Origin of the sequence: Nonomuraea sp. NPDC052116, assembly GCF_040680035.1 — a bacterium.
Classification (GTDB): domain Bacteria; phylum Actinomycetota; class Actinomycetes; order Streptosporangiales; family Streptosporangiaceae; genus Nonomuraea; species Nonomuraea angiospora_A.
Genome location: NZ_JBFAWA010000008.1, coordinates 178816 through 191619, shown reverse-complemented (window position 1 = coordinate 191619; position 12804 = coordinate 178816). Strand labels below are relative to the sequence as shown.

The 12804-nt window shown below is 72.0% G+C and carries 11 protein-coding genes; 1 reads left to right on the top strand and 10 read right to left on the bottom strand.

Annotated elements, in window-relative coordinates; translation table 11 throughout:
• The first annotated feature begins 181 nt into the window (after positions 1-181).
• Positions 182-844: a methyltransferase domain-containing protein gene (locus AB0L65_RS17550; protein ID WP_364246214.1), complete on the top strand. Its 663-nt coding sequence runs from the start codon at positions 182-184 to the stop codon at positions 842-844.
• A gap of 65 nt (positions 845-909) precedes the next feature.
• On the opposite strand, the gene AB0L65_RS17545 is transcribed toward AB0L65_RS17550, so the two are convergent.
• The 10 genes from AB0L65_RS17545 to AB0L65_RS17500 form a co-directional block, all read right to left on the bottom strand.
• Positions 910-2469, bottom strand: coding sequence for an alpha/beta fold hydrolase (locus AB0L65_RS17545; protein ID WP_364246212.1), 1560 nt, complete (start codon positions 2467-2469; stop codon positions 910-912).
• Positions 2470-2695: 226 nt separating this feature from the next.
• Positions 2696-3970 carry a glycosyltransferase gene (locus AB0L65_RS17540; protein ID WP_364246209.1) on the bottom strand — a complete coding sequence of 425 codons (1275 nt, stop codon included), beginning with the start codon at positions 3968-3970 and terminating at the stop codon, positions 2696-2698.
• Positions 3970-6183, bottom strand: coding sequence for a glycoside hydrolase domain-containing protein (locus tag AB0L65_RS17535; RefSeq protein WP_364246651.1), 2214 nt, complete (start codon positions 6181-6183; stop codon positions 3970-3972). Before AB0L65_RS17535 ends, AB0L65_RS17540 begins: the two co-directional genes overlap by 1 nt.
• Before the next feature lie 134 nt (positions 6184-6317).
• Positions 6318-6881 (bottom strand): acyl-homoserine-lactone synthase, encoded by a 564-nt coding sequence (locus AB0L65_RS17530; protein ID WP_364246206.1) that lies wholly within the window; start codon positions 6879-6881, stop codon positions 6318-6320.
• A 104-nt stretch (positions 6882-6985) separates the two neighbouring features.
• Positions 6986-7768 (bottom strand): alpha/beta hydrolase, encoded by a 783-nt coding sequence (locus AB0L65_RS17525; RefSeq protein WP_364246203.1) that lies wholly within the window; start codon positions 7766-7768, stop codon positions 6986-6988.
• Between the two features lie 462 nt (positions 7769-8230).
• Positions 8231-8536 carry a hypothetical protein gene (locus AB0L65_RS17520; RefSeq protein ID WP_364246200.1) on the bottom strand — a complete coding sequence of 102 codons (306 nt, stop codon included), beginning with the start codon at positions 8534-8536 and terminating at the stop codon, positions 8231-8233.
• A 21-nt stretch (positions 8537-8557) separates the two neighbouring features.
• Positions 8558-9685 (bottom strand): enolase C-terminal domain-like protein, encoded by a 1128-nt coding sequence (locus tag AB0L65_RS17515; protein WP_364246197.1) that lies wholly within the window; start codon positions 9683-9685, stop codon positions 8558-8560.
• A gap of 5 nt (positions 9686-9690) precedes the next feature.
• Positions 9691-10662: a D-2-hydroxyacid dehydrogenase gene (locus AB0L65_RS17510; protein WP_364246194.1), complete on the bottom strand. Its 972-nt coding sequence runs from the start codon at positions 10660-10662 to the stop codon at positions 9691-9693.
• On the bottom strand, positions 10659-11645 hold the full coding sequence (locus AB0L65_RS17505) for a hydroxyacid dehydrogenase (RefSeq protein ID WP_364246192.1): 987 nt from the start codon (positions 11643-11645) through the stop codon (positions 10659-10661). Before AB0L65_RS17505 ends, AB0L65_RS17510 begins: the two co-directional genes overlap by 4 nt.
• A complete protein-coding gene (locus AB0L65_RS17500; protein WP_364246189.1) occupies positions 11639-12799 on the bottom strand; it encodes a hypothetical protein in 1161 nt (386 codons plus the stop codon). Before AB0L65_RS17500 ends, AB0L65_RS17505 begins: the two co-directional genes overlap by 7 nt.
• Positions 12800-12804: the final 5 nt, after the last annotated feature.

Sequence of the window (12804 nt, the reverse complement as noted above, 5' to 3'; positions counted from 1 at the left end):
ACACCCTTGCCGACGACACCGACAAGGCCGGATCCCCACTACCGGATGCGCACTGGCTCGGACAACCCCACACTAATCAGGACATCTCATTTGGGTAGAGCTCTCCAATGACCTGGTCGGCCAGCCGGTGAGGACGTAAGTGATCGCAATGCCCCGCATCCGCACCTCGCGAAGGGAAAGCATGACCTCCAGCACCACTCGCGCCACAGGCGAACCGGACCGCCACCACACCGAGGCGGCCCCGGCCCGGCTCGCGCCGAACGACCTCACGTTGTTCCTGGGACAGTGGCTGCGATCCCCGCTGCGGATCGGCGCCGTCGCGCCCAGCTCGCGGCACCTCGCGCGCGCGGTCTCCTGCCCGCTCCCGGAGCGCGGAGAGCCCGTCGTGGTCGAGCTGGGCCCGGGCACGGGGCCGTTCACCGCGGAGATCCAGCGCCGGCTCGACGGTCGCGGCCGCCACCTGGCCATCGAGCTCAACCCGCGCCTGGCCGACCTGCTCCGCCACCGCTATCCGGGAGCCGAGGTGATCCAGGAGGACGCCAAGCATCTGCGGCGGCTCCTGGACGAGCGCGGGATCGAGCGCGCCGACGTCGTGGTGAGCGGCCTGCCCTGGACCCTCTTCCCGGCCGCCGATCAGCAGCAGCTCATGGACGCGACGACCGCGATCCTCGGGCCGTACAGCGCCTTCACCGCCTTCACCTACCTCCACGCCGTCCCGCTGAGCTCCGCGCGCCGCTTCCGCGACCTGCTGGCGGACCGCTTCGAGGAGGTCGTCCCCAGCCGCACCGTCTGGCGCAACTGGCCCCCGGCCTTCGTCCTGCACGCCCGCCGGCCCCGTTCCTGACGGGAAAGCGAGACGCCGCCCATGGCCACGTACCCGGGCCATGGGCGGCGTCAGCGGTGATTTGCTCAGCCGGCCGTCTTGAAGGACGGGGTCACGAACGAGCCGCCCCAGTTGAGCCGGTCGGTCGGCCACAGCCGCCCGGGCTGCCGCTTGGCCATGATCTCGGCCTTGCCGCCCACCTCGCAGCGGTAGCCCTTCGGGGGCACCGTCAGCGAGATCAGGAAGTTGTCGATGGGCACCGTGCTGCACTCGTCCTTGCCGTAGATGCGGTGGCCCCAACCCTCGTAGGTGAGGAGCGTCGCCTTCGAGCCGAGCTGGCGGCCCACGTTGGCGGACCACATGTACGGAGTGGCGGGGTCGTGCAGCGAGTTCCCGAGCAGGATCGGGGCGTCGCCCGTGTACCGCAGCGCGTGCGGCGGGTTCGTCGGGGTCGAGTTGAGGCAGATCGGCAGGTCGTCGTACGGGAACGGGTGGTACCGCACGTCGGGCGCCAGGCTGTTGGAGACCTTCATGAGAGCCGCGTACTCCGCGTAGTTCCGCACCCGGAGGTTGTAGTCCTGGCACAGGATCCGGGTCGGCAGCTCGGCCACATCACCCTCGACGGGGCCCCGGCCCGGCAGCGGCGGCACCCACGACGGCTCAGCGCCGCCGCTCAGCCAGTTGATGACCTCGCTCAGCGTGCGCCAGTCGGGCCCCTCGGTGCCGAGCGCGGCGTTGTAGATGACCTGCAGCTCCGTCATCGGCTTGTCCGGGGCGGTCGGGTAGTACAGCTCCCCGCGCCGCGCCTTGGCCAGCAGGTCCCGCCACATCGCGCGGACGTCACGCCCGTGCAGGACGCAGCTCTCGTCGGCCTCGCACCAGCCCACGAACTCGTCGAACGCGTCCTCGACCGCGACCGCCTCGGTGGCGAGGAAGCCCGCGACGCCGAGGCTGTGGTCCATGTTGCTGTCCAGCGCGAGCGCCCGGATCCGGTTCGGGAACATCTCGGCGTACATCTGGCCGATCAGCGTCCCGTACGAGATGCCGTAGTAGGTCAGCTTCTCCTCGCCGAGGGCGGCGCGCAGGGCGTCCATGTCGCGGGCCACGTTGCGCGAGTCGACGTGGTCGTACAGAGGGCCGGTGCGCTCCCGGCAGTCCTGGTGCAGCTTCTTGGTGAAGGCGTCCCAGGCGTCGAACTGGGCCTGGGAGGAGATGACGGTGTGCGGCATCTGGTTGTACACCGACGCCGAGCAGATCACCGGGTGGCTGCGGCCCACGCCTCTGGGGTCGAAGCCGACGATGTCGAAGCGCCTCTGGAGCTCATCGGTGAACCAGGTGGCGCCGTACACGGACTCCACGCCGGACCCGCCGGGACCACCCGGGTTGATCACCAGGGAGCCGACCCGGGCCGCGGGGTCCGTGGCCTTGCGCCGGGCGATGGCCAGGTCGATCTTCTCGCCGTTCGGGTTGGACCAGTCGACCGGGACGGCCAGCTTGCCGCACTCGGCGGTGGGCTCCTCCTCGCAGGGCGCCCAGGCGATGCTGCCTGTCGTGGTCTCCCCCGAGGCTCCGTCCCGCGTGGCCGCGCCTGCGGCCGGCGAGACGGGCAAAAGCGCCGCTAACGCCACGAAGGCGGCAACCAGCACAGAGTACTTTCGTCGCACATTGCTCCAATCGTCGTCGGCTGGCCCCCGCGCGGCACGCGGCCGACTCTGATCATCCCCGTCGACGGCCCCGTAGCCCGGCGGCGCGCGGCGAGCGCGCGCACCATGGGCGGGCCGAGCGCAACATCCAGCCGATCCCTACGTTCGCTCGTACGTCCTACCACGAAACATATGGATGTGTTCGTGACTTATTCAGACACGTCCGAAATCAGTGGGAAGCAACGACAGGCGTCCCCTGTGGGAACAGGCTGTCGAACACCGCGACCCGGTCGAAGGACATCGCGCGGGCGCGGGCGCGGAGCTCCAGGTCCTGCCGTTCGGCGGCGGGCATGTCGAGGACCACCCGGTCCACGGCCGCGACCAGCCCGGCGACGTCCCCGGGTTCGATGACGACGGCGGTGTCGCCGACCGCCTCGAGGGTGCCGCCCGTCGTGGTGGTGACGATCGGCCCGCCGCCGGAGAGCATCTTCTCGGCCAGGGCGATGCCGAACGTCTCCACGAACTCGGGCTCGGGCTTGGTGGGCAGGACATAGGCCGCGCAGCCGCGCATGAGCAGCGGCTTCTCCTGGTCGTCGACGTCGGTGAAGAGGACCACCCGGTCGTCGCCCTCGGCCGCCGCCCGCACCTGCTCCAGCGCCGGGCCGGTGCCGACCACGGCCAGCTTCACCCGCGACCGGCAGCGCATCCGGCCGAAGGCGGCCAGCAGGTCGTGGATCCCCTTGGCCCGGGTCACGCGGGACAGGAACAGGATGTATCCGTCGCGCTCCAGGCCGCGTCGCGCGAGTGCGGCGTCCACCTGGGCCGGGTCCGGGTCGAGGAAGGCGGCGGAGTCGATGGGCGGGTAGCTGACGGTGACGCGGCGCCGGCACTGTTCGGCGAACGTGGTGCCGCAGTGGGCGTCCACCTGCTCGGCCGAGGCGACGATCTCCTCCCGGGTGTACTCGGAGACCGCGACGACCTCGTCATTGGCCAGGAAGGTGGTGAACAGCACGGTCGCCGCGCCGAACCGGCCTTCCCGCAGGCACGACCGGATCACGTTGGTGACGTCGGAGCCGACGGCTTTCGCGATGGTGTGGACGTCCGGCGCGAACCCGGCCGCCCGCGCGGCCGCGACCGCGTCCACGACCACCGCGGTGTGCGGGGCGAGGTACATGGACAGGCAGGTCGTGCGTAACGGCTCGGCGAGCAGCTCGACGAGGCGGCCGGTGAGCCCGGCCTGGTGGCGTCCGTCGGGCACCCGGTAGTCGCCGACCGGTTCCGGCCGCTCCACGGTGATCCCGGCGCTGTACGGCAGCAGCCGGTCCAGCGGCTTGAGCGGCAGCCCGGCCGCCTGCAGCGTCGGGATCGGCCAGGTCAGCAGCCGTACGTCGTCGAATCCGCGGGTCAGCGCCACCTCGGCGAGATTGCGGGCCTCGCCGGAGTGGCCGCAGATGACCGGGTCGGCCCTGACCACGATGACGAGACGGCGACGGGGGTGGGTCATCACGGTTCCTCCGGTGTCGCGGGCGGATCGGACAGGGACGGCGGGCGGAGCCCCCGGCCCCACGCCGACGGCTCCGGCCCCAGCCGCAGGTGCAACCGGCCGCCCCGGTGCACGGTGGCGGCGCTCAGGTGTGTCGCGTGCAGGGGCTCGCCGTTGAGGGTCGCCGACTGTACGTACTGCGCGGGCGGGTCGTGCTCGATGCCGTCGACGCCGATCGGTGTCTCGCGCAGCCCGCTGGTCTCGATGACGAACTCGTTGCCGCCCGCCCGGAGCACGGCCCGTTCGAAGGCGGGCGCGTTGACCAGGAACAGGTTCTGCCCGGCGACCGGGAACAGCCCCAGCGACGCCCAGACGTACCACGAGCTCAGGCCGCCGGAGTCGTCGTTACCAGGGAGCCCGCCGGGACCGGTGCCGAACTGCCAGGTCAGCGCCGCCTGCACCACCTGGGCCGTGCGGTCGGGCCGGCCCGCGTAGTGGTAGGCCCACGGCGCCTCCATGTCGGGCTCGTTGTTCAGCCCCTCGAACCGGTTGAGCGCGTAACCGGCCGCCATCTCCGCCGTGCGCGGGCGGCGGCCGGGCTGCGTCACCGGTGCGGCGCCGAAGCCGAAGAACCTGTCCAGCTTGCCGATGAAGGCCGCGTCTCCGCCGGCCAGGGCGATCCTCGCGGCCATGTCGTGCAGCAGCCTGAACGAGTAGTTCCACTTGCCGCCCTCGTAGAACTCCGAGTCGCGCAGCAGCCCCGTGCCGGGGTCGAAGGCGTTGGACCAGTGACGGCTGCGGTCCTCCAGGTCGGCGGCGAGGCGGCGGTCGTTCAGCGCCCGGGCGACCTGCGCCGTGCAGTGGTGGGCATAGGCGAGGTCGAGGGTGTGGGTGATCGGGTGCACGACCCCGTGCTCGAAGAAGTCCTCGCCGTACATCCGGCGCAGGTCGTCGACCATGTGCACGAGCGCCCAGTTCCAGTCCAGGCCCGTCCAGCCGAGCGCGTGGGCGTCCGCCAGCGCGGTGTGCGCGAGCGCGCTGGCCTGGCGGAAGAACCGGTCGGCGCCGCGGGACATCCGGTAGCCGATCGGGAAGTTGCCCTCTTCCTCGCAGACCCGGATCAGCGACTCCAGCAGGTCCGCGGCCCGGTCTGGGGCGATGGCCGCGAGCAGCGGGAGCTGGGTCTTGTAGATGTCCCACATGGTGCACACGTCGAACGCGAACGGCCCGGGGGTCGGCCAGAACGGGCTCTCGTCGTCGGCGACGCACGGCTTGATCAGCGCGTGGTAGAGCGCCGTCGCGAACACGGTCCGGCGGGCCGGCGTGCCGCCCTCGACCTGGACCCGGTCGAGGTGATCGCCCCAGCGGGCGCGCGTCCCTGCGCGTACCGCGTCGAACGCCGACTGCCCCTGCCCGCACTCGCGCTCCAGGTTCTCGCGCGCCTGGTCGCACCCGCGCAGCGAGAACCCCAGCCGTACCTCGATGGTCTGCCCCGGCGCGGCCGGGCCCATGTAGAGCATGCCGAAAGGGCGCAGCGTGGTGTGCCGGATGCTGTCGAAGTCGAGGCGCGTGCCGCCGTCGATGAGCCGCCGGTCGTACCAGAGCATCTGCCGCCAGCCCGGGCTGTCGACGTCCACGACCACCGACAGCGGGACGCCCTCCATCACGACCGTGCCCTGGGTCCGCCCGTGCCCCATGTTCTCCACCTGGGCCCGCAGCGGCACCGTACGGCCGAGCTCGATGTCCAGGCCGCCGCAGGACAGATCGATCACCACACGGGCGCTGCTGTGCTGCGGGAACGTGTACCGGTGCACGGCGACCTTGGCGCCCACGGTGAGCTCGCAGCGGACCCCGGTGTCCAGGGTGGCCGCGTAGTAGCCCGCCTCCGCCACCTCGTCGTGCAGCGGCCAGGCCTCCCCCAGCGCGTCCAGCGGCTGCACCATCGGCGTGACCCGGACGTAGTTGTAGTACTTGCGGATCGCGCCGGTGCCGGACTGCTGGAAATGGGTGAACCCGGACGCCTGCAGCCGCTCCAGCATCTCCTCGGGCACGCCTTCGGTGTTCTTCGTGTACCTCCCGTACCCCGTCGGGTACGCGCCGGAGTAGGCACAGGCGGACACCATGCCGAGCGGCGAGGTGGCTCCCGGGTGCGTGTTGCCCACCTGCGGTTTCGGCCACCACCAAGTGGCGGCCAGACCACGTGCCCGGGGCAGGTCGGTCGCCGAGGTGCCGATGAAAGGATCAACGTTGTCGAGGATGGCGGGACTCTATCCGGCGCGATCCCGCCTTGGGTTTCGGCGAGATGAACTTCTTGGCCTGCGTCCGGTCAATGAAGATTTGATCCGGCCCGGCATCGCCGAAACGTCACTCAGCCCACCTTCTCCAGGAAGTCCCTGGTGGAGGTGGTGTAGGCGGAGCAGAGCAGACTGCCCAGCCGCGTCGCCCCGCCGTCGCCGAAGCGCCGGGTCGCGACGCCCATGGCGTTCACGCTGCGCTCCACCGCCACGCTCGAGACCGCGACCACCGTGTCACCGCGCCGGTCGACCCAGCGGAACGCCTCCCGCAGCAGCGCGCGGGCGAGCGGCCCGAAACCCACCGTGGCCTTGTGGGACCAGGCGCCCGCGGTGGCCAGCCGGCTGAGCTCCCAGACGGCCGGATCGCACGGTGCCCGGCCACCGCGTAACGCCTCGGAGAAGACGTCGCGGAGCATGTAGGGACCGACGGTCGGGAGCAGCCGGCAGCACCCCGTGACCTCCTGGCGGTCCTCCGCATAACTGATCACGTAGACCGGATCGCAGTCGTCGTAGGAATCGCGCTCCCTGCCGTGGAAGCTGTCGACGTCCCAGTGCAGGCGTTCGTAGAACACCGTGTGGCGCAGGCGGAACATGCCGTCGACCAGCCACGCCGGCAGTTCCCTCGCAGCACCGACCACGATCCGTTGCGCGCATCTCTCCCCCGGCGAACCGCCCACGAGCGCCTCCGCGAATGATCAGGATCCCCTTTTGTGTGTTGTTCGCGGGAGCGGGGTCTCTGGATTCAGCGTACGGAGCAGATCGCGTCCTCGATCACCCGCGTCACGGCGTCCGGGTGCGAGATGAGCGTGAGGTGGGAACCGCCGGGGAACTCGGTGACCTTCGAGCCCGCCCGCTTGGCCATCGCCCGCTGCGAGGCCGGCACGATGATCCGGTCGCCGGTGGCGATGAAGTACCAGGACGGGATCGTCCGCCACGCCGCGGCCTTCGACGGCGTCGTGAACGCGACCGTCGAGGCGGCCCGCTGGGAGGCCCACAGCCGGTCGGCCGTCTCGCGGGGCAGGTCGGAGGCGAAGGAGCGGAGGAACACCTCCCGCTTCAGGTACAGGTCGGCTGCACCGCCGCTCGATCCGGGATAGGCCGCGCGGTCGTAAAGGGTGGCCGGGTCACCGCCGAGCGCCGAGCCGGTGCCGCTGAGCTGCCCCGTGGTCTCGCCGACGTCCGGCGCCGCGGCGCTGACGTACACCAGCGCCTTGACGCGCGGGTCGCCGGCGGCGGCATTCGTGATCACCGAGCCGCCGTAGGAGTGCCCGACGAGCACGACCGGCCCGGAGAGGGTCCGCAGGAAGTCCCGTACGGTCTGCGCGTCACCGGTCAGCCCGCGCAGCGGATTGGCCACGGCCCGCACGGCGTGACCCGCCCGCTGCAGCGCCTGCACCTCCCCGCTCCAGCTGGAGGTGTCGGCCCACGCCCCATGCACCAGCACCACCGTCGCCCTGCTCGCGCCCGGCGACGGACACGACCCGTGCCCCGCTGCCGCCGCGCCGGGAGCCGGCACGACGGACACGGCCGACAGGAGAAGGACACACGTAACCCGGCATCTCGTCATGTCGTCGTACCCCTCTCCGCACGGACCCCCATTCATTCACGCTGACATCCGCACCACCCGAACAAGGTCATGAAAGCGACAAACAGCGCCTAAATCATCCGAGCTGTGCCGCATGCACCGTCTCACAGGGCCCGCCGGTTACCATGCCCAAATCCGACGCGGCGGCCGATGTGGTGGTCCGCGCATATCTCGCCGCCGTCGAGGCGCGTGACGCCGACGCGGCCCGCGCTCTGTCAGCGCCCGCTTATTACGAACGCGTCCACCGCTGGTCGTATGATCCGATCGACACATGGACCAGCCTGAAGGTCGCCGAGGTCGACAAGCCAAAGCCTGACACGTACGGGCCTGGCGGCTACCGGCTCCTTGGAAGGTCATCGATTTTGGTGGAATGGGCTGAACCAGACGGGTTCGTCCTGAGGGCTACGGCTGGTCGTCGAAGGTCACCACCACTTTCTCCGCCGCACCGGGCGTCAGCGTGAGGTCGAAGGCGTGCCCGACCTCCGAGAAGGGGAGGGTGTGGCTGATCAGCCGGGCGAAGCGCTCCCGGTGTGCCACGATCTCCGTCGTCACCTCGAAGATCTCCGTGGGGTAGCCCTGGGAGCCGAGAATGGTCATCTCGCTGCGGAGGATCGCGCGACCAGCCGGAGTCCAGTCCTGCTCTGGCAGCTCGTCGAGGCGGGCCGGCGCGCGCTCGGGCTGCGGGCACCACGCCGGCCGGGATCTCAAGGCGAGCGCGTGAGCGCCTGCTCAGAGGGCGAGCGCCCGGACGACCTCCTCGTCCACGCCGATCCCCAGACCAGGGCCGGTGGGCACCTGGGCGACGCCGTCGGTGACCGTGATGACCGGATCCGTGGCGTAGGGGCTGGTGATGAACTGCCGACCGTTGAGGTCCACCGGCGTGTCCACGCCGAACGCCGCGAACAGGTGGAGCGAGGCCGCCAGCCCGATGTCGGACTCGGTGAGGCCGGAGCCCATGATCGCCAGGCCGCAGTCCTCGGCGAGCTGGCACTGCCGCAGCGCCAGCGTCAGCCCGCCGCAGCGCTGCACCTTGGCGACCGCGACGTCGATGGCGTCGAGCCGGACGAACGTCGCCAGGTCGCTCGGATGGCGCAGGCTCTCGTCCACGGCCACCGGGATGGGACTGGCGTCACGCAGGCGGCGCAGGCCGGCGACGTCGTTGGACGGCAGCGGCTGCTCGAAGACGGCCACGTCCAGGTCGGTCAGGCGACGGGCCACCCGGAGCGCGACGGCGGCCGTGTAGCCCTGGTTGGCGTCCACCCAGAGCACGGCGTCGGGAGCCGCGGCGCGCACGGCCTCCACGATGGCCACGTCCTCGTCCTCGGTGTGCAGGCCGACCTTGACCTTGACGTGGCGGTAGCCGAGCGCGCGGCCCTCGGCCACCGAGTCCGCGGCCACGGCGGCCGACTCGGTGGCCACGATCCAGGCCAGCTCGATGGTGTCGCGCCTGCGCCGGCCCCACAGCTCGCCGAGGGACAGGCCGAGGCTGCGGGCGTAGGCGTCGTGGCAGGCCACGTCGACCGCCGCGCGCGCCAGCGGCATGCCGATCGAGAAGCCCTTGCTGATCGTACGGTCGAAGGCGCGGCAGAGCCCGTCCAGGTCCCACAGCGGGCGGCCGACGGCCGCCGGGGCCAGGTAGTTCTCGATGGTGGAGACGATGGACTCGGTGGTCTCGTACGTCCAGGAGGGGATCGGGGTGGCCTCGCCCCACCCGATGGTCCCGTCGTCGGCGGTGACCTTCACCAGGACCCTGACGGCCGGGCGGCCGCCCTGGACGACGGACCCGCCCGCCACGGCGAAGTCGCGCAGCGAGGGCAGGCCCACGGTGAAGGTCTCGACGCGTGCTATCCGGTTCACGTGATTCAGTACCATTCGGACTTGTCGACCAGATTGATCAGTTCGCGCCCGGCCACGAAGCGCCGGGCGTTCTCCAGCAGGACGGCGAAGCGCCGCTCCTCGCCGTGCGGACCCACGCCTCCCACGTGCGGGGTGATGAGCACGTCCGGACGCCGCCAGAGTGGGTGATCGGCGGGAAGCGGTTCGGTCTCGAAGACGTCCAGGGCCGCGCCGGCCAGGCGCCCTTCGGCCAGGGCGGCCGTCAGGTCGTCGAGCCGCACGATGGGCCCGCGGCCGATGTTGACGACGTACGCCCCGGGCTTGGCCAGCGCCAGCCGCCGCGCGTCCAGCAGGCCCTCGGTGGCCGGGGTGTGCGGAACGGTCAGGATGACCAGGTCCGCCTCGGGAAGCTGCCGGTCGAGCGCGTCGGCCGGCAGCACCTCGGCGAAGCCCGGCACGGGGCCGCCGCGCCGGGCGTCCACGCCCACCACCCTGGTGCCGAACGCCGCCAGCAACCTGCCGACCTCGGCCCCGATCGCACCCACCCCCACCACCAGGGCGGTGGCCTCGCCCATGGACAGCACGGCACCGGGGTCCCAGTCGGGCGCCCAGCGCGCGCGGGCCTGTTCGCGGGCGTACCTGGGCAGGCCCCTGGCCAGCGCGAGCACGAGCGCCAGCGCGTGCGCGGCCACGTGGTCGGTGTACGTGTCACGCATGTTGGTGACCTGCACGGGGTGCGCGACCAGGGCCGGATGGTAGAAGCCCGGAGGCGGCCCGGCCTGCGGGGCCTGCAGCCAGCGCAGCCGTCCGGCGTGCGCCAGCAGGTCCGCGGGCAGCGTGCCGTAGGCGGCGTCGGCCTCCGCCAGCGCCTGCGCCGCCTCCTCCTGGGTCTCCGGCTGGAGCACGACGAGCTCCGGCACCGCCTGCTCCAGCCGGGCCCGCCAGCCCGCGGTGGCCGGATCGTGCGGCGGCAGCAGCACCAGGGTGGCTGGGCTCACGCCCTCCTCGCCAGTCCGGACTCGGTGATCTCGTACAGCAGCGGCTCTCCCGCGATGTAGCGGGCCAGCTCCTCGGCCATCGCCTGCCCGTGGCGGCGCCGCTCGAAGCCCAGGCTGCCCGCCACGTGCGGGGTGACGACGATGTTGGGCATCGTGAACAGCGGCGATCCGGCGACGGGCGGCTCCGGCTCGGTGACGTCGAGGACGGCGAACAGGTCGGTCCGCCGGCCCAGCACGTCCACGAGCGCGGCCTCGTCGACGAGGGCGCCGCGCGCCGTGTTGATCAGGGTGGCGTCGGGCTTCATCGACTCCAGCAGCTCGGTGCCGACCAGGCGCTGCGTCTCGGGGGTGAGCGGCGAGTGCAGGCTGACCACGTCGGAGGTGGCGAACAGCTCCTTCAGGCCGACGAGACGCACGCCGAGCTCCGCCGCCTGCGCCGGGTCGGCGTACGGGTCGTAGGCCTGCACGTCGAGGTGGTGATGGGCGAGCAGCCGCGCGGTGGCCCGGCCCGTGGCGCCGAGCGAGACCAGCCCGACCACCGCGTCATAGGCCCCGATCTCGGGCCCGCGCGGGGCGGTGGCCGCGGCGGCGCGCGCGGCCAGCACGTAGCGCCAGCCGTGCTTGAGCGCGTAGAGGATCTGCGAGAGCGCGAACTCGGCGACCGGCTCGGCGTTGGCCGTGGCCGCCGAGGTGACCCGCACTCCCCTGGCCCACATCTCCGGGGTGACCATCCCCTTGATGGAGCCCGCGCCGTACAACACCAGCGAGAGCCTGGGCGCGGCGGCGAGCAGGGCGGCGTCCAGCTTGGGCGCCCCCCACCCGGTCACCAGCACGTCGAGGTCGGCGAGCACGTCCGGGGTGATCCGGTCGGCGGTGAGCGGGGGCGAGGCGATGGTCAGGTGCCGCTCGATCGCCTCCCTGGCCTGGGGGCCGTAGACGTCGTCGAAGCGGTTCGGGTCCATCACGTACAGCCCGTTCAGCATTGCCTCTCCTTCACGCGAGCCGCCGCCCGCACGCTGGCCAGGCGGGCAGGCGAGCCCAACCCGGCGTGGTAGTAACGTAGCTGCCGCGCTCCCCCTGCGATGAGGTCGGCGGCAAGTGCCGGGATCCGGGCGTACCCGTCCTCCAGCACGGTCAGGTTGGCGACGAGGGGGATCTCGGTGCGGCTCGCCGCGGCCTTCACCTGGGCCAGTGCCGCCTCCTCCGGGCCCCAGCACTTGAGCACGTACGCGTCGACCGGCGCGTCGAAGGAGGCCAGGTCGATCCCCACGTCGGGGCCGGTGACCTGCGGGTCGTCGGTGGCCATGAGCAGCAGCTCGCGACCGCCGGCCGGCACCGCCACGTCCCGGACCAGGTCGGCGATGACCCGGCCGCGGTGATCGTAGACGGCCTGGGCGCGCTCGTGGCCGAGCGCGTCACCCAGGCTCTCCCCGGCGGGGACGCCCTGCTGGAGCTCCCTGTCCACGGCGGCGCGCACGTCGCGCGCCAGCTCCTCGACGTCCAGGCCGCGCTCCGCCAGCCCGCTCCGGCAGGCCGGGCAGAGGCAGAGCGACAGCAGGGCCCGGCCGCAGGCGGACAGGTGGGCGCCGGAGGTCTTCTCGTGGTGGCCGGCGTGCTCGGCGCCCAGCCAGCCGCACGCCTCCAGCATCAGCGCGGGCACGTCGTACTGCTCGCAGACCTCGCTCACGAGGGTGAGCGCGTAGTCGTGGACGGCGGGCTGGGCGGGGCAGAGCGCGTAGGGGTAGGACTCGCCGTACGCGTTCCTGACCGTCAGGTCGGGCGCCTCGCGGCCCAGCACCGAGGAGTGCGTGAGCACCATCCAGGCCTCGGCCCGCAGCCCGGCCCCCGCCAGCGCGGCCAGCGCCGTCCCGAACCGGTCCTCGTCCGGCACCCCCCAGCTCGGCGGGTACGGCTTGAGCCGCCCGCGCCAGCGCTCGGGACGCAGCCGGAAGTAGGCCGCCGCGTGATCGGCCTGCACGATGCGGTGGCGCGGATGCCACGCGGTGGTGGCCCGGACCGAGTGGTAGGCCGCCTGCAGGGTCACCGTGCTCACACCGAGCCCGGCGATGCGCTCGGCCGCCGCGGGGTCGCCCACGAGGTCCCAGGTGTAGGCGAACGCGCCGTGCCTCGTCTTCAAGCGGA

Excerpts from the sequence above, each read along its gene's own strand:
- AB0L65_RS17540 (WP_364246209.1), bottom strand. The coding sequence starts at position 3,970 with ATGACCCACCCCCGTCGCCGTCTCGTCATCGTGGTCAGGGCCGACCCG.
- AB0L65_RS17550 (WP_364246214.1), top strand. The coding sequence starts at position 182 with ATGACCTCCAGCACCACTCGCGCCACAGGCGAACCGGACCGCCACCAC.
- AB0L65_RS17505 (WP_364246192.1), bottom strand. The coding sequence starts at position 11,645 with ATGCTGAACGGGCTGTACGTGATGGACCCGAACCGCTTCGACGACGTC.